At 47.9% G+C, this 16,585-nt stretch carries 14 protein-coding genes; all 14 read right to left on the reverse strand.

Going from position 1 to position 16,585, the window contains the following annotated elements; all coding sequences use genetic code 11:
• Nucleotides 1–98 precede the first annotated feature (98 nt).
• The 14 genes from MKY42_RS21355 to MKY42_RS21420 all read right to left on the reverse strand — a co-directional run bounded on the left by MKY42_RS21355 (nucleotide 99) and on the right by MKY42_RS21420 (nucleotide 16,472).
• Nucleotides 99–4,373 (reverse strand): collagen-like repeat preface domain-containing protein, encoded by a 4,275-nt coding sequence (locus tag MKY42_RS21355; protein ID WP_339844485.1) that lies wholly within the window; start codon nucleotides 4,371–4,373, stop codon nucleotides 99–101.
• A 196-nt stretch (nucleotides 4,374–4,569) separates the two neighbouring features.
• The gene (locus MKY42_RS21360; protein WP_339853017.1) at nucleotides 4,570–5,967 is read right to left on the reverse strand and encodes an ATP-binding protein; all 1,398 of its coding nucleotides are present in this window, start codon (nucleotides 5,965–5,967) and stop codon (nucleotides 4,570–4,572) included.
• A gap of 55 nt (nucleotides 5,968–6,022) precedes the next feature.
• Nucleotides 6,023–6,739: a response regulator transcription factor gene (locus tag MKY42_RS21365; RefSeq protein ID WP_017687664.1), complete on the reverse strand. Its 717-nt coding sequence runs from the start codon at nucleotides 6,737–6,739 to the stop codon at nucleotides 6,023–6,025.
• A 143-nt stretch (nucleotides 6,740–6,882) separates the two neighbouring features.
• Nucleotides 6,883–8,145: a cytochrome c biogenesis protein CcsA gene (gene ccsA, locus MKY42_RS21370; protein ID WP_179264038.1), complete on the reverse strand. Its 1,263-nt coding sequence runs from the start codon at nucleotides 8,143–8,145 to the stop codon at nucleotides 6,883–6,885.
• Nucleotides 8,142–9,815: a cytochrome c biogenesis protein ResB gene (locus MKY42_RS21375; RefSeq protein WP_339844488.1), complete on the reverse strand. Its 1,674-nt coding sequence runs from the start codon at nucleotides 9,813–9,815 to the stop codon at nucleotides 8,142–8,144. The genes ccsA and MKY42_RS21375 overlap by 4 nt, the downstream gene beginning before the upstream one ends.
• A gap of 14 nt (nucleotides 9,816–9,829) precedes the next feature.
• Nucleotides 9,830–10,357: a redoxin domain-containing protein gene (locus MKY42_RS21380; protein ID WP_063568320.1), complete on the reverse strand. Its 528-nt coding sequence runs from the start codon at nucleotides 10,355–10,357 to the stop codon at nucleotides 9,830–9,832.
• Nucleotides 10,358–10,610: 253 nt separating this feature from the next.
• The gene (locus tag MKY42_RS21385) at nucleotides 10,611–11,360 is read right to left on the reverse strand and encodes a pseudouridine synthase (RefSeq protein ID WP_024634051.1); all 750 of its coding nucleotides are present in this window, start codon (nucleotides 11,358–11,360) and stop codon (nucleotides 10,611–10,613) included.
• A 221-nt stretch (nucleotides 11,361–11,581) separates the two neighbouring features.
• A complete protein-coding gene (locus MKY42_RS21390; protein ID WP_339844493.1) occupies nucleotides 11,582–12,400 on the reverse strand; it encodes a serine protease in 819 nt (272 codons plus the stop codon).
• Between the two features lie 65 nt (nucleotides 12,401–12,465).
• On the reverse strand, nucleotides 12,466–12,999 hold the full coding sequence (locus tag MKY42_RS21395; RefSeq protein WP_062324415.1) for a spore maturation protein: 534 nt from the start codon (nucleotides 12,997–12,999) through the stop codon (nucleotides 12,466–12,468).
• Nucleotides 13,000–13,013: 14 nt separating this feature from the next.
• Nucleotides 13,014–13,631, reverse strand: a complete 618-nt coding sequence (locus tag MKY42_RS21400; RefSeq protein ID WP_339844497.1) for a nucleoside recognition domain-containing protein — start codon at nucleotides 13,629–13,631, stop codon at nucleotides 13,014–13,016.
• An 18-nt stretch (nucleotides 13,632–13,649) separates the two neighbouring features.
• Nucleotides 13,650–14,837, reverse strand: coding sequence for a D-alanyl-D-alanine carboxypeptidase family protein (locus tag MKY42_RS21405; protein ID WP_090900681.1), 1,188 nt, complete (start codon nucleotides 14,835–14,837; stop codon nucleotides 13,650–13,652).
• A gap of 131 nt (nucleotides 14,838–14,968) precedes the next feature.
• Nucleotides 14,969–15,463 carry a GerW family sporulation protein gene (gene ytfJ, locus MKY42_RS21410; protein ID WP_090900684.1) on the reverse strand — a complete coding sequence of 165 codons (495 nt, stop codon included), beginning with the start codon at nucleotides 15,461–15,463 and terminating at the stop codon, nucleotides 14,969–14,971.
• Nucleotides 15,464–15,549: 86 nt separating this feature from the next.
• On the reverse strand, nucleotides 15,550–15,708 hold the full coding sequence (locus MKY42_RS21415; protein ID WP_339844499.1) for a hypothetical protein: 159 nt from the start codon (nucleotides 15,706–15,708) through the stop codon (nucleotides 15,550–15,552).
• A 32-nt stretch (nucleotides 15,709–15,740) separates the two neighbouring features.
• Nucleotides 15,741–16,472, reverse strand: coding sequence for a DUF2953 domain-containing protein (locus MKY42_RS21420; RefSeq protein ID WP_090900687.1), 732 nt, complete (start codon nucleotides 16,470–16,472; stop codon nucleotides 15,741–15,743).
• Nucleotides 16,473–16,585: the final 113 nt, after the last annotated feature.

Below are 16,585 nucleotides of genomic sequence, written 5' to 3' on the forward strand. Positions count from 1 at the left end.
CGGACTATTCACTCATAAGATAAAAAAGAGGCGAACCCTTATTGGGTCGCCTCTTTTCTATAAACTCAAACTTCTTTTTTAAGATCGTAATTCATGCATTAACTTAATTGAATAATGTTTATTGTAGCTCCTGGTGGAGAGAGGACAGCTGTAGCAACAAGACCAAATAATTGGAACTGTATTGTAGCTCCAGCAGTTACCGTCACAATAAAGTCAGACTGTAACTGACTGAGGGAAAGTAATGGTGAAACTACACTCGCTGGAATTGCTGCCCCGTTAAGTAATATACGGGATTGAATAGCAAGTGCGGCTGTCAGATTTATTTTGTAAGAGATATAGTAACGCCCTGCATTGGCAAGAGTGAAAGTATCATTCGCTCCATTGATGGTTATGCCAGTGCCTATATTTTGGTTGTTTGGTAATGGTATTAGTGTTCCACCCAAAATAACAAGGATGGTTCCATTTGTGTTTTCACCAAAAGCTGAATTAGATGTTACAGAGGTTCCTGTGGCTCCTGTTGCACCCGTCGATCCAATATCCCCCGTAACGCCTGTCGCTCCTGTGCTTCCAGTTACACCGGCTCCTGTGGCTCCGGTAACCCCAGTTGTTCCGCTTGCTCCTGTTGCACCCGTTAAGCCAGTAACCCCAGTGGCCCCGGTTATTCCTGTCTCTCCCGTAACTCCAGTTATTCCAGTTGCTCCTGTTGCACCCGTTAAGCCCGTAACCCCAATGGCTCCGGTTATTCCTGTCTCTCCCGTAACTCCAGTGGTTCCGGTTACACCTGTATCACCAGTTGCTCCTGTTACTCCTGTTACTCCTGTTACTCCTGTTACACCAACACCCGTAGCACCCGTTACCCCCGCAGCCCCTGTATCACCGGTAACTCCAGTGGCTCCGGTTACACCTGTATCACCAGTTGCTCCTGTTGCACCTGTTACACCAACACCGGTAGCACCCGTTACCCCCGCAGCCCCTGTATCGCCGGTAACTCCAGTGGCTCCGGTTACACCTGTATCACCAGTTGCTCCTGTTGCACCTGTTGCTCCTGTTGCACCTGTTGCACCTGTTGCTCCTGTTGCACCCGTCGCTCCGGTACCTCCGGTTGCCCCAGTTGCTCCTGTGACGCTCACTCCAGTAGCACCTGTTACTCCCGTCGATCCAGTATCCCCCGTAACGCCTGTCGCTCCTGTGGTTCCAGTTACACCGGCTCCTGTGGCTCCGGTTATTCCGGTTGCTCCTGTTGCACCCGTTACTCCCGCAGCCCCTGTATCACCGGTAACTCCAGTGGTTCCGGTTACACCTGTATCACCAGTTGCTCCTGTTACTCCTGTTACTCCTGTTACACCAACACCGGTAGCACCCGTTACCCCCGCAGCCCCTGTATCGCCGGTAACTCCAGTGGCTCCGGTTACACCTGTATCACCAGTTGCTCCTGTACCTCCAGTTGCCCCAGTTGCTCCTGTACCTCCAGTTGCCCCAGTTGCTCCTGTGACGCTCACTCCAGTAGCACCTGTTACTCCCGTTGATCCAGTATCCCCCGTAACGCCTGTTGTTCCTGTGCTTCCAGTTACACCCGTATCTCCGGTTGTTCCGGTACTTCCGGTTACACCCGTATCTCCGGTTGTTCCGGTACTTCCGGTTACACTGACCCCTGTTGCACCCGTTAAGCCCGCAACCCCAGTGGCCCCGGTTAATCCCGTCGCTCCGGTGGCTCCGGTGATTCCTGTCTCTCCCGTAACTCCAATTATTCCGGTTGCTCCGGTTGCTCCGGTTACTCCCGTGGCTCCGGTGCTTCCGGTTACACTGACCCCTGTAGCTCCAGTTACCCCCGTAGCTCCTGTATCTCCAGTCGCCCCAGTTACACCCGTATCTCCGGTTGTTCCGGTACTTCCGGTTACACTGACCCCTGTTGCTCCGGTTACTCCCGTATCTCCCGTGGCTCCGGTACTTCCCGTTACACCGACTCCGGTAACCCCTGTCGCTCCCGTAGCTCCTACTCCAGCCAGCAACGTATAATCCGGGGATGTTCCCGGCGTTCCCGTTGGCGATGCTACATTTGCAATATACGTACTGCCATCAAACGTTACGACTTGACCCGCTGGATATGTTGGTGCTACTGCCGGGTCGAATGGAACGACGCCTGTCAAACCTGCACCGGTGACTCCCGTTACACCCGTATTTCCGGTTGCGCCCGTTACACCGACGCCGGTTGCCCCTGTCGCACCCGTTGCCCCAGCACCAGCCAGCAACGTGTAATCTGGGGACGTTCCTGGGGTGCCTGTTGGCGATGCGACATTCGTAATATACGTGCTGCCATCAAACGTTACGACTTGACCCGCTGGATACGTTGGTGCTACTGCTGGGTCGAATGGAACGACGCCTGTCAGGCCTGCACCGGTGGCTCCCGTTACACCCGTATTTCCGGTTGCGCCCGTTACACCGACGCCGGTTGCCCCTGTCGCACCCGTTGCCCCAGCACCAGCCAGCAACGTGTAATCTGGGGACGTTCTTGGGGTGCCTGTTGGCGATGCGACATTCGTAATATACGTGCTGCCATCAAACGTTACGACTTGACCCGCTGGATACGTTGGTGCTACTGCTGGGTCGAATGGAACGACGCCTGTCAGGCCTGCACCGGTGGCTCCCGTTACACCCATATTTCCGGTTGCGCCCGTTACACCGACGCCGGTTGCCCCTGTCGCACCCGTTGCCCCAGCACCAGCCAGCAACGTGTAATCCGGGGATGTTCCCGGCGTTCCCGTTGGCGATGCGACATTTGCAATATACGTGCTGCCATCAAACGTTACGACTTGACCCGCTGGATACGTTGGTGCTACTGCTGGGTCGAATGGAACGACGCCTGTCAGGCCTGCACCGGTGGCTCCCGTTACACCCGTATTTCCGGTTGCGCCCGTTACACCGACGCCGGTTGCCCCTTTCGCACCCGTTGCCCCAGCACCAGCCAGCAACGTGTAATCCGGGGATGTTCCCGGCGTTCCCGTTGGCGATGCGACATTTGCAATATACGTGCTGCCATCAAACGTTACGACTTGACCCGCTGGATACGTTGGTGCTACTGCTGGGTCGAATGGAACGACGCCTGTCAGGCCTGCACCGGTGGCTCCCGTTACACCCGTATTTCCGGTTGCGCCCGTTACACCGACGCCGGTTGCCCCTTTCGCACCCGTTGCCCCAGCACCAGCCAATAATATGTAATCAGGGGATGTTCCCGGCGTTCCCGTTGGCGATGCGACATTTGCAATATACGTGCTGCCATCAAACGTTACGACTTGACCCGCTGGATACGTTGGTGCTACTGCCGGATCAAACGGAACAGAACCACCGAGTCCCACACCTGTTACCCCGGTGGCTCCAGTAACTCCGGCCGCTGCTAGCAAAGTATAATCCGGTGAACTACCCGGTGTTCCCGTTGGCGATGCCACATTAGTAATATAGGTACTACCGCCAAATGTTACAATTTGTCCTGCCGGATAACCTGGTGCGAGCGCCTGATCGAATGGAATAGAGCCCGTAAAACCTGCCCCTGTTGCTCCAGTCGTTCCTCCTGACAAAAACGACGTGTAGTCTGGAGAACTTCCCGGTACTCCGGTAGGATCATTCACGTTAACAACATAAAGACTGCCGTTATACGAAACTACTTGACCTTGCACATAGCCAGGTGCCTGAGCTGGATCAAAAACGGATATATCATACAGTCCAACTCCCGGCAGCCCCTGCGCACCTGGTACACCTTGGGGCCCTTGAGGACCTACCGGACCTACCGGACCTACCGGGCCCACTGGCCCAACTGTCCCCCCTGGGCCAGCCGGACCTGGGACTCCGGGAACACCTGGAACTCCTGGAACTCCTGGAACTCCCGGGGGGCCTGGAGGACCGGGTGTTCCCGATGTACCAAATAAACTGGTAGCACGACTCAAGGATACAGATATGGAGCGAATCAATCCGACCAGTTTATCTTTTTCCGCAGGCGGAACTTCCAGAAGCAACGTTATACTTAACAAATCATCGAGCAAATTTTGCAAGTTGCCAGCCAGATTGATGACGGCTACAGGTACAACTTCAGAACCTGCTATAGTTAGTTCCAGAACGGATTGTAACTCCGCTTTCACCCCAGCTCGAAAACCAGAGGTATTAACAAAAGTGAGCAAACTCCGTAAACTGTTTTGCAACGCGAGAATATTAGACGCTGTAGGCTGACTTACAGCTACAGGAATAGTCAATGCCAGTGCTTTCAAAATGGACTCAAACTGCTCCACTTCACTCGATGTAATTGGAATAAACGGTGATCCCGCTCGAAAGGATCTTCCTTCTAAAAAAGCTTTAATATTCACCCTTTTTCTTTCATCAGACATGCCTAATCCACTCCTCCTCTAACTTCTTCGCTTTTCAAGCTTATGTTTCATAAGAGGTAAAATTATCTTGGACACCTTTTTGATGCAAAAAAAGTGAACATACTTGTTCCACGTTGAACAAGATTAAACGGTACTGTTCAACAAAAAAAGCACCCTCAGCATGAGGGTGCTTTCGCACTTTTTGTATGAATTCGGGCTATTTCGAAGAATCCACAGGAAATTGTAAAATAAACTCTGTACCTTCGCCAAGTACACTATTAACGATAATGGTACCGTGATGTGCATCTACAATATTTTTTACAATTGCGAGCCCCAGCCCTGTACCGACACTTTCACCCCGAACACGAGCCTTATCTGCTTTGTAGAATCGTTCAAAGATGAATGGCAGATCAGAAGACGGAATGCCTACGCCCTCGTCTTTTACAGTCACTTTAGCTAGAGGTGTCCGGATATCGGATAACAGCTCTGCAGATATGACAACATTTTTGCCTGAGGGAGTATGCCGAAACGCATTATCCAGCAAATTTGTAAATACCTGTTCAAGCCGGTCCTCGTCAGCCTGGTGAAGTTCAATCGAAGTCTGTTTGCACTCAAACCGAAGATGGATATCCTGTTCTTTGGAACGTACAGAGAACTTTCTATAGACACGCTCCAATAGTTCAATCAGATCCACTTCCTTCACGGCCATATCCGTATGACCCGCTTCCATTCGCGCAAGATCAAGCAGATCTTTAACCAACCTGCCCATACGCAAAGACTCATCATGAATCACTTGAATTAATTCTTCACTTTCTTCCGGAGAAGCCGCCATCCCATCCAAAAGAGCTTCACTGTACCCTTGCATCATGGATAGCGGAGTACGTATTTCGTGGGATACGTTGGCGACAAAATCACGACGCATCTTCTCCAGTCGCACTTCCTCCGTTACGTCACGAAGCACAGCTACCGCGCCTCGTACGACACTATCCGCATACAAAGGTGCCATCTGAACAGACCAGACGCCCTGCTGCACATGCACGTTAGAGTTCTGATCGACACCTTGCTCCATCACCATTTTGAACAAAGGAACAAGTGGTTCCGGTACCTCTCGTGAAGAATTCACAGAATTATCCAAACCCTGTCCCTCATCCATCTGTGCCCAATCCAAATCACACCAAGCCTGCATGATTTTCTCACCAGGAGGGTTTGTCAAAATAACTTTTCCCTCACCGTCGAATGTCACTACGGCATCGGTCATGCTTCGGAGCACGCTTGCCAGATGTTCTTTCTCATGGTTAAGGTTGCGAATGTTATCTTCCAGCTGTGCAGCCATATGGTTAAATGTATTACCTAATTCTCCAATCTCATCGCTTGTTACAAGGGAGAGACGCGTACCGTAGTTACCTTTCCGAATCGCATTGGCTGCCTGAATTAACTGCTGCATCGGCTGCGTAATTTTCGTGAAAAGAAACAGCGCAAAAAAGGTCGTTAAGCTGAATCCGATAATACAAACATACGTGAACAAACGTTTGATATCTCTCGACTCAGACTCCGCAAAATTCGTATCAATATACGGCAGCAAAAAAAGACCCAATGCTATGAGTACACAGCCCACAAGGCAAATAATCGTAATCCATAACTTCCCGACCAGCGATCTCCAGAAACTAAAACTACTTCGGTACTTCCAGTTTATAACCCACACCCCACACCGTCGTAATCATCGCCGCTGATTCTGGCGAAACCTTGTTTAACTTCTCGCGAAGACGCTTCACATGTGTATCCACAGTACGAAGATCACCAAAGAATTCATAATTCCATACATCCTTCAGCAGCTCTTCTCTGGAGAAAACTTTATCTGGAGATGTCGCAAGATAATGCAACAGTTCATATTCTTTCGGTGTTAGACTGATCTCCTCCCCACCCGCAGTTACGCGGTGAGCATCATGTTCGATGACCAAATGAGGAAATACGATATTGTTGCTTGAATTACTCTCCTTGGACAGATATGCTGTCGCAGAAGAACGACGCAGAATTGCCTTCACCCGGTAAATCACTTCACGTGGACTGAACGGTTTAACGACATAATCATCTGCTCCAACTTCAAAGCCCTGAACGCGGTTGATTTCTTCACCTTTTGCAGTAAGCATCAAAACCGGAGTTGATTTCACCTGACGCAAACGGGTACATACTTCAACGCCGTCCATGCCCGGCAACATCACATCAAGCAAAATCAGACCATAGTCACCAGCAGTTGCTTTTCGCAGCGCAGTTTCCCCATCCTCTGCTTCATCGATTTCATAACCTTCTTTTTCGAGATACATTTTCAAAAGCCGTCGGATTCTTTCCTCATCATCCACGACTAGTATACGGTTCTCATGTTCAGCCATTCCACTCCAGCCCCTTTGCAATAACTCCTCATCACTTCTATTATGTTCGATCTGGCGAACAATATTTGAATGCCCCATTGGACGTAGGGGCTTACGTATGTGTTTCATGGATTTCTCTCGGGAACTTCACGAAACTACCTATCCTAGTCTGCCCCTGCGTAAGAATGCAACCCGGCGATAATCAAGTTCACACCAACGAGCGTAAACATAACGACCAAAAATCCAAGTACTGCAAGCCAGGCAGACTTGCGGCCCTGCCAGCCTCTGGACAAACGCAAATGCAGGTACACACTATAATATAACCATGTTATCAGTGCCCACACCTCTTTGGGGTCCCATCCCCAGAAGCGGCTCCAGGCAATCTGAGCCCAAATCATAGCAAAAATTAACGCTCCCAATGTAAATATCGGGAATCCGATAGCAATTGCGCGATAACTAATCTCGTCGAGATCGTCGGCATCAATGCCGTCCAGCATCGGCTGCAGAGCTTGTCCAAGCGGTCTTCTTACAATTAAACGAATAAGTCCATATAAGATCAGCCCTACAATCAAAGACCAGACCACCGTATTCAGTTTGCGCCCAGCATTAACTCCGTTCATCCAGGAAGGTGTTTCAAGTAAAGGTTCCTTCATGCCAAGAAACGGTTTTATGCTCTCCACTTCGCTATTATAAGGTGCAAAAATAGGAGGCATACGATAAATCACTTTCTCTATTGTACTATTTTCCTGTACCTCTGTGTCAATGCTCGTGGTTTCCTGAACAAAAACCGCCTCATATCCGGAAGCACGGAAAGCAAATACCGAACCGATAAACCCAACCACAACGACGATAGTGATTAATGTAAACTCAACCCATCCTCGCTGGCGTCTGGATGACTTATCCTTGCCACTGAAGTCGACCGTGCGTAACAAGTACATGAATCCTGCCGCAAAGCCTACGGCGAAGAATGCCTCGCCAAGTGCAGCCAACGTCACATGGATCTTGAGCCATATCGATTGCAAAGCAGGGATCAGCGGCTGTACTTCCTGAGGAAATACGGCTGCATATGCCATAATAATGATGGTTAGTGGCAATGCAAACAGTCCTAGCAACGACTTACGATATATGGCGTAAACTACAATAAATGCGACCATAATCATCATGGATAAAAAACTCATAAACTCATACATATTACTTACGGGTATATGGCCTGCTCCAGCCCAGCGTGTACCAAAGAAGATAAGATGTGCAGCTAGTGCAACCGTTGATGCAATAAAGGCTCGTTTTCCCCATCGTTCTACATGAGCTTGCGGGTCACGATTACTCCATTTTTTGCCCATGACGGCAACGCCATATAACATAAATGCGGCACAATATAGAAAAAAAGATACGATAAATGCGTCGCTGCTGAAATCCAATAAACTCATGTTTGGTTCCCCCCGTTATCCAACGACTTCTCATCCACTTCCACATTCATATGTTTTAACACAGCTGCAACCTCACGCCTAAATCCAAACCAGTTTTTGTTCGTATGGCCGCCTAGGGTGAGTTGTCCATTATCAATCCGAATCCAAATACGTCGGTGGTGCCAGTAAAAGCCCATAACCAGACCCAACATAACGATTCCTGCCCCAACCCATACAAAAGGCATGGCCTTATCAATACGGATATTGAGGTAACTCACGGATTGAATAATGTCCACCTTATCCATGCTGTCAACCTCCAGCTGCAAAGGAATGGCTCCTCCATTCAGCTGTTCGTTAATTGCATCCTGTTGAAAACGCTGTTTATCGATCTGCTTCGCAAAATACAAGTACTGCATTCCCTCTTTAGGTAAATTGGGTCCCTTGATATTAAATAGAAAGGCGGGCGCATTCGGTGAAGGAGACTTTGACTTAGGTTCTCCATTTTCATCCAGCCCAAAATCCATATATTTTTCTTTTACAGTCAGGTTATAAGGTCCAGCTTCGAACGTTCGCTGTGTATCTACCATAGCAATTTGGATTGCTCCGTATTTCTCACCTGTCTGAGCATTGACCAAATCAGGCGTTACCGAACGAATCGTTGGTGTCAGATCATAATCAAACTGATATGCTTTCAATCCCTTGTAATTCAGTGGATGATTCACTCGAACATCATGTCGGTCCACCTCGGTCAATTGAGGTTTTTTCGAAGGATCAGAACAATCTGCCGTACATTCGTACAACACCACTTTGGTTTCAAACAGTTTTGGAACGGTTTTGTTCAAATTACGGAACTGTTCTGGAACCTCATCTTCACTGTAAAACTCAACATTAAACTGTTCATTTTTTAAATACATGGAGGTATTCGGTATTTTCTTGATCTCACCTTCGGGAAAAGCAACATGCTCATCCAGATTGAGCCCGGGAAGTCCTCGGGCAAGTACTGCGAGCAGAAAGATAATCAAGCCGATATGGATAACATAAGGTCCCCAGCGACTGAATCGCTGCTTCTCAGCCAGCAATGCACTACCCTCGGTATGCACACGGTAACCTTTCTTTTTAAGCGGCGTAACCGCTTTCTTAATCCAGTCTTCTGATGCCTCATCTATGGAGCCTTGGTACACCAGTCGCTGGCGTGTAAGAAACTGCATGTGTTTGCGTATTTTCTGTTTATTCAGCGCTTTGTACAGTGGAAGTACCCGGTCAAGACTGCATATGACCAGTGAGGCACCGATCAGCACCAGTAGCAAAATAAACCACCAGGATTCATATGTATGGGATAGACCCAGCAGATAATAGATATGACCCAATTGACCGTATGTGTCCTTATAATATACGGATGGATCAATATTCAGAAATGTACTTTCTTGTGGATAGATCGTGCCCAGCATGGAACCTACAAGCGTAAACACAATCATGTAAACAGCAATTTTGACCGATGAAAAAAAGTTCCATATGCGGTCAAGGATTTTGGGATTCGTACGCTGCGAACGACGGGCCATGCCATCATAACGCATTTCCAATACTTCATCCGATTTGACCTCGGCCTCCAGCAGCGGCTTGCCGCATGCTTCACACAGTACAGTGCCCACCGGATTTTGGTGTCCGCACTCACATTTCGTATTTTGGAACACGACTAGACCTCCTGTCAGGGCTGTTTCGCCAATTGTGAAATTTGAGCGTCAAGTGTGTCCAAATCAAGTTGACCGATATGAATGGTGGAGATTTTACCCGTGTCGGAGACAAAAAATGTCGTTGGCATCGGAGATATACCGAAATCCCGGATCGAGTTTTTGTCACGGTCGAGCATAATCGGAAACGTAACGCCCACCTGTCGAACAAAATTTTCCACGGTCATCTGGTCTTCCCCAACATTGATACCAACAAATTGCACACCCTGGTCCTTCCATTTGTCCGCTTGAGCTTGTAGCGCAGGCATCTCTTTGACACAAGGCTCACACCAAGTTCCCCAGAAGTTGATTACCATGGCTTTGCCTTTGTATTCCTCAGACGTATGAACTTGTCCATCCAGGCCCAGCAGTTCAAAAGAAGGAGCCTTGTCCCCTTCTTTTGGCTTGCCATTCGAGCCGGATACCGATGTAGTAATCGCATATCCGCCCAACACCAGGATCAATAACAAAATGACGATTTGCACCGCTCTTCTTGATTTCCCCATGTGCTGCTCCCCTTTTAATTCAGCATTTTGCATAATTTGATTCTAAACGCTCCCGGGTACAAGAATTAGACGATTAAAACCATTTCGATCTAACTCATGCGGATTGAAAGTCGCTCCGGGGATTTATGCAAAAAGCTTGAGTGACTAGCATTCGCATATAACGGTCTTGGACAACTGTGAACATCCTATGAACAATTATAGCGAATTTCGTCACAAAACTGCGGCGCTTTTATGAAAATTATGTGTCCTCACATTACCTTTTTTTCATTTTTTTGGCGGGTTCTGATTTTGCGAGCGTAATCAGGTTGTTGACTTCTTCTTTGGTTAGATTGCGTGTGAGTCCCCGTTTCAGGTTTTGAAGCAAAATGCCACCAAACGAAATCCGTTTCAGACGTGTTACCGGATGGTTAATCGCTTCGAACATACGTCTAACCTGACGGTTACGTCCTTCGTAAATCGTGATGGAGATTACAGCTTCATTGCCTGCCGTATCGACATCCTTGTATTCAACCTCTGCAGGAGCGGTCATGCCGTCATCCAGCATAATGCCTGTCTTTAATTTCTCCAGGGCAGTACCATGGGGAACCCCTTTAACCGTTGCCAGATACGTCTTCGGTACGTGATGCTTCGGATGCGTGAGCAAATGAGCAAATTCACCATCATTGGTCAGAATGAGCAAGCCTTCTGTGTCATAATCCAGACGACCAACGGGATACACACGTTCTTTGACACCTTTAAGATAGTCGGATACAATTTTCCGACCTTCCGGGTCTGAAGCACTTGTGATAACACCCTTCGGTTTGTTCAACATCATGTACACTTTCTTTTCACTGCGGATCGGTTTACCATTAACCGTAATCATATCCTCTTCGGGGTTCGCTTTCGTACCCAGTTCGGTTACGACCTCCCCGTTAACTTCTACTTTGCCGGACAGGATCAGTTCCTCGCTCTTGCGGCGGGATGCAATGCCTGCCTGTGCGATAATTTTTTGTAATCTTTCCATGTTTGTCATGTCACCTCACACTAATGATACCCATCAAGGCCGGAAATCACAAGGATAATCCATCGATTTTGTTAACGCAGGGGTTGTAAAGACCTTTTAAGCTGCATTTAGCTATAAATTCAGTCCAAAAAAGCTCACCCTCTCACTGCCTGTATGCGACAGGAGCGTCAAGGTGAGCCGTTCAATTTCAACCGTATGTAACCAATGCAATGTGAATAAGGTTAGCTGGATACTTTACCTGCAACAACGACCTGTTTTTTTCCAGGGGATTCACTTTCTTTAATGAAGGATTGCAACGTTTTGGAAGTAATATAATAAGTACGTCCTCCGTATACAAAGGTCATCATGCCAATAACCCGATTGTTCTGATCCAGAACAGGGCCACCTGAATTGCCTTGTGCCACTGATTTTACGATACTGCCAATGCCCTTCTTGCCTGGAACGTCCGAATCCTGTGAATTAAATACTCGGCTTTTGGCGATTGTATTGAAAGTTGAAGGGAATTGTTCGTCCAACAGCACAAGTTCCCCGGCGGAATTTTTAGGAAAACCTATGGTATAGACGATTTGATTATCTTTCGCATTTGCAAACGTCACCGGTTGTGCGTCGATTTCTTTGTCCAGCTTCAGCAATGCCATATCTGTCACCGGATCTGTTTTAACGATTTTCGCTTTAACCGGCTTGTCCAGATGACCTGGGCTTGCTACAGTAAGTTTGCCTTCATCCCCATCAGACAGTTCAGCATAGTCCTGAATGACATGATAGTTGGTTAGCACCTCATCCTTGGAGATCAGTATGGATGTACCTACATCATAATATACTGTATCGGGTTCATCCTGCTTGACCAGACGTACGTTCACAACTGGAAAAGAATCCGCTGTAACGGCCAACTGAGCACGTAACTGTTTATCGAAGTAACCTGTAAAATGAATCGTATTAACGGCTTGAGCCGCAGCCAATCCCGTCTGTCCTGCAAGCAACGCAATGGCAAGCATGCCTGACATCCCAAAGCGGAGCATTCTTTTCCAACTCTTTTGCATGGTTCTCACTCTCCTCCGCTTTCATTCTAGCATAATTCGTATATCGGAAGGAGAGGGCATATTTTTTACCCAAATACAATTAAACAAATGACCAAGGCAGCAATGAAACCAACCACATCGGAAAACAACCCAACTTTGAGCGCATATCGACCATTACGTATACCTACCGCTCCAAAATAAACTGTCAATACATATAGTGTTGTATCCGTACTGCCTTGAATCGTAGAAGCCATGCGGCCAATCATCGAGTCAGGACCATACGTTTTGATCAGATCTGTCGTAAAAGCAAGCGAGCCTGTCCCGGTCAAAGGACGCAAAATACCGAGTGGCAATACTTCTCCCGGAACCCCCATCCAGGACACAAGTGGTGCGAATAGACTGATCACATAATCCAATGCACCGGAGGCACGGAATACACTGATCGCTACCATCATGCCTACCAGATGGGGAATAATGCTGATTGCCGTAGAGAAACCATCTTTGGCCCCATCAACAAAAGACTCGTAGACCGGGACCTTTTTGGTAAACGCATATAATGGAACAAACGCGATGATAACCGGAATGGCCCAGACGGAAATCCAGTTGATGAAGGTTAACAACGTTGCTCATCCTTTCATACGGGATTATCACTTTTATGTACACGCGGCGGCCTGTGAAGTGCCCTGTTTCGGTACCAGCGATCGGCTACGATGGCTGCAAATGTTGCAATAATGGTTGCCATTAGCGTTGTGCCTACAATTTCCGTGGCGTTCGCGGAATGATAATTAAGACGAATAGCTATCAGGGTTGTCGGGATAATAGTGATACTCGCCGTATTCAGAGCCAGCAAAGTACACATGGCAGGGGAAGCCGTTTGTTTATCCGGATTCAGCTCTTGCAGCTGCTGCATGGCTTTGATCCCCATTGGGGTTGCCGCATTGCCTAGGCCGAGCAGATTGGCACTCATGTTGGATAAAATATAGCCCATAGCTGGATGATTCCGCGGAACATCCGGGAACAGAAAGGCAACAACCGGACCCAACAGCTTCGCAATTCGGCCCAGCAACCCGGCATCCTCAGCCATTTTCATCATGCCCATCCAGAACACGAGCACACTGATCAGCCCAAAACATACCGTTACTCCGGTTGCTGCTCCATCAAAAGCCGCCTGTGTAACAATTTCAATTTTGCCTTGTGCTGCTGCAAAAGCAAAGCCGGTTACAATCATGAGAAGCCAGATTACATTGATCAAAGGATAACCCTCCCCTCATTATGGAGATAACAAATGGCTTAATACTGCACGCCATGCGGAAGCCCAGGTAGAAATTTCACCAATCCCCCCCAGAGTTGCATCCTCTGCCTTCGGCTCCGGCGGAATATAACTTCCTTTGCGATACACAGGAATAGAACCTACAAGTTTTCCGTCAAGCTGCATATCAATTCGACCGGCCAGTCCAAAGGAAGGATCTGTCGATGTTGCATCTCCCTTCGAACCCTTCTGGGCACGGTTTTCGAGTAAAATCAGCTTTTTCGCCAATGAGGCTGTCTCACTCTTCGCCAGAGGATAGGTGAACCCGCGACCTGTGACTACATCCGTGTTCTGTACAGGCTGTTCCTTTTTTGCAATTTCCACCAAAGGGAAGTTTTCAAAACCGAAATCCAGCATGCGAGCATGGTCATTCCAGTCATCGCCGTCGTTCAGGGTTACCGCAGCAAGCTGTTGTCCATTGCGAGTAGCCGAGCTGACGAGACAACGGAACGCCTTTTTGGTATATCCGGTCTTTACGCCATCGGCTCCCTCATACAACCGCAGCATTTTATTTTTGTTTTGCCAGGAGTACTGCCAGCTCTCATTCGGATTTGGAGCTGATTTGTTCTCTGTAGCTACAATTCGTTTGAAAACCGGATTCTTGAGCGCATACGCGGTTAAGCGTGCCAGATCATTGGCGGTAGAGTAGTGACCGTCTGCATCAAGTCCATGGGGATTCATAAAATGGGAATGCGTCAGACCCATTTGCTCTGCCTTTTTGTTCATTAACAGCACGAAACCTTCTTCAGATCCACCGACATGTTCAGCAATCGCCGAGGCCGCATCGTTGCCTGATCGCAGCATCAGCCCATACAGCATATTTTCCAGCGTCATTTCTTCACCCAGCTTGAGATAGATGGACGAGCCTTCTTTGGCAAAAGCCGAAGAAGTTACCTTTACTTTGTCATCCAGTTTACCGTGTTCAATCGCAACAATTGCTGTCATGATTTTGGTTAAGCTGGCAATTCTGAGTTCCTTATCCCCATCCTTGCTGTACAATATTCGGCCTGAAGTCACATCAATGAGAGCAGCGCTTTGCGCATGGTTTGAGGGGCCAGGTATGGTTCCCTGGGCTTCAGCAAGCCCAATAGAGGGAAACAGAAACAAAGGTACAAACATACACGCCATAAATTTCATTAATTTTCGCATCGATTCATTCCTCCGGGTCACTTGGAATCTTGTACTAGCTTATGTCTGGACAACCCGAAGTATGTCCCAGTGTTAGAAAACAGCAAAAATCCCTCTCGCATGCGCTGCGGAAGGGATTTTAAACGAATCATTTAGCTGTACGTAGAAGGATCAGGTGTGACAGGAATACCGGACTCAGCAGATTGTGCTGTATTACGATTGCGGAACATGTCCTGAATTCTGTCCATCACATACGGTGTGGAATCGATCAGTTTCTCAAACAGATGCGTTGAGTTGTCAAGCGGCACGATATGAACGCCCTGTTTGCCAACTACCAGGAATGCGATAGGACGAATGGATACGCCGCCCCCACTTCCTCCTCCAAATGGTGAGGCAACTGATGCGGAGCTGGCATGCTCAGTAGTACTGTTTCCGCTGCTACCACCGTTTCCACCTTTGCTGCTTCCATCACTCACATGAAAATCACTGCCACCCGCAGCGAATCCGAATCCTACTTTACTGATCGGCAAAATTACGGTACCATCAGGTGTTTCAACCGCATCGCCCACGATTGTATTGACATCCACCATGGCCTTGATATTTTCCATTGCGGTTTCCATTAAGCCTTGAATTGGATGATCTGACATTTGAATTCCCTCCAGTTTCAATTTAAGCTAGGTTTGATCTAACCATATCATCCCCAAACTTGTAGGGACTTATGTAAGCCAGCCATTTAACTAAACCTCAATACTTCAAACCGCTGACTCGGCAAAATAAAACCAGGCAGTTGCAAGCAAACTGTAGAAAATTGTCGCATACTCGGCTTCACTTTAACTGCCGAATAGATCCAGCCAAGAGCCATTGTTCCACTCGCACCCGCAATCATTTTCATGAAAGCTAAATAACACGGAACAATACATGCACTCATATGTGCGATTTACTGTGTTGTTTCTTGAGCTTTAGTTTGCGTCTGCGACGTTGTTCTTGTAGGAGTTTGAACCACATCCGCCATCCTCCCTCAACTTGAAGCACTCGGGTTAACAACGTAAGTCCTGCGATCATGACTGCTGAGATCCGGATCTTTAGTTTCCAATCCAGCTCGGTTTGGAACTCCATCTCGTCTTCCCACACCGGCACAACTTGTAACTTTGGCGTTTGTTCAAAACGGATTTGATAAGAGAGGTATCCAATGATGATCGACTTGATACTCCACACCCAACCTATGAGAACAGCCGTATATGCTGCATCGCCGACGCCAATGCGAGTGGACCAGGACCAGTGAGTCATATGTACACGAGTGAGCGTTTGCTTGATCCAGAGCTTTAATGCTTCCGTTGCCCTGAGCATGATCTTTACATCCTTAGCCCATTTTTTGACTTTACGTTTGTTAACACGCTCGTTGCTCTGGGCTTCGCCCCTCGAATGATTCATTCGCTGCTCCGTCTTCACAAGGAAACCTTCCTTCATATTCCGAAAGACGATACTAGGAATTTCATAGTTAATACGCACAATGCCATATAGCAGACGAACCGTAATCTTGGCATAATCATCATGATTGTGTTTCCTGAATGTAAAATGCACATGAACATACGAGATGAGGACTGCGACAAGAAGCAGTGCGATCAACAAGCCGATTCCTCCAAGCCAAATCCACACAGGCCTTACCTCCAAGCCCTCAATTCTTTTCTCGTCTAGTATGACACTCTATATAGGAAAAAATTCACGTCTGACCTGAAAATTCCATTTAATCTTTGCACAACCACCTTGTA

It is taken from the genome of Paenibacillus sp. FSL W7-1088, from assembly GCF_037969855.1.
In the GTDB taxonomy this organism is placed as follows: Bacteria; Bacillota; Bacilli; order Paenibacillales; family Paenibacillaceae; genus Paenibacillus.

What these genes read in the sequence shown, in the direction of transcription:
- MKY42_RS21385 (WP_024634051.1), bottom strand. Translation starts at nt 11,360, where the DNA reads ATGGAAAGATTACAAAAAATTATCGCACAGGCAGGCATTGCATCCCGC.
- MKY42_RS21380 (WP_063568320.1), bottom strand. Translation starts at nt 10,357, where the DNA reads ATGGGGAAATCAAGAAGAGCGGTGCAAATCGTCATTTTGTTATTGATC.
- MKY42_RS21355 (WP_339844485.1), bottom strand. Translation starts at nt 4,373, where the DNA reads ATGTCTGATGAAAGAAAAAGGGTGAATATTAAAGCTTTTTTAGAAGGA.
- MKY42_RS21365 (WP_017687664.1), bottom strand. Translation starts at nt 6,739, where the DNA reads ATGGCTGAACATGAGAACCGTATACTAGTCGTGGATGATGAGGAAAGA.
- MKY42_RS21405 (WP_090900681.1), bottom strand. Translation starts at nt 14,837, where the DNA reads ATGCGAAAATTAATGAAATTTATGGCGTGTATGTTTGTACCTTTGTTT.
- MKY42_RS21390 (WP_339844493.1), bottom strand. Translation starts at nt 12,400, where the DNA reads ATGCAAAAGAGTTGGAAAAGAATGCTCCGCTTTGGGATGTCAGGCATG.
- ccsA (WP_179264038.1), bottom strand. Translation starts at nt 8,145, where the DNA reads ATGAGTTTATTGGATTTCAGCAGCGACGCATTTATCGTATCTTTTTTT.
- ytfJ (WP_090900684.1), bottom strand. Translation starts at nt 15,463, where the DNA reads ATGTCAGATCATCCAATTCAAGGCTTAATGGAAACCGCAATGGAAAAT.
- MKY42_RS21415 (WP_339844499.1), bottom strand. Translation starts at nt 15,708, where the DNA reads ATGAAAATGATTGCGGGTGCGAGTGGAACAATGGCTCTTGGCTGGATC.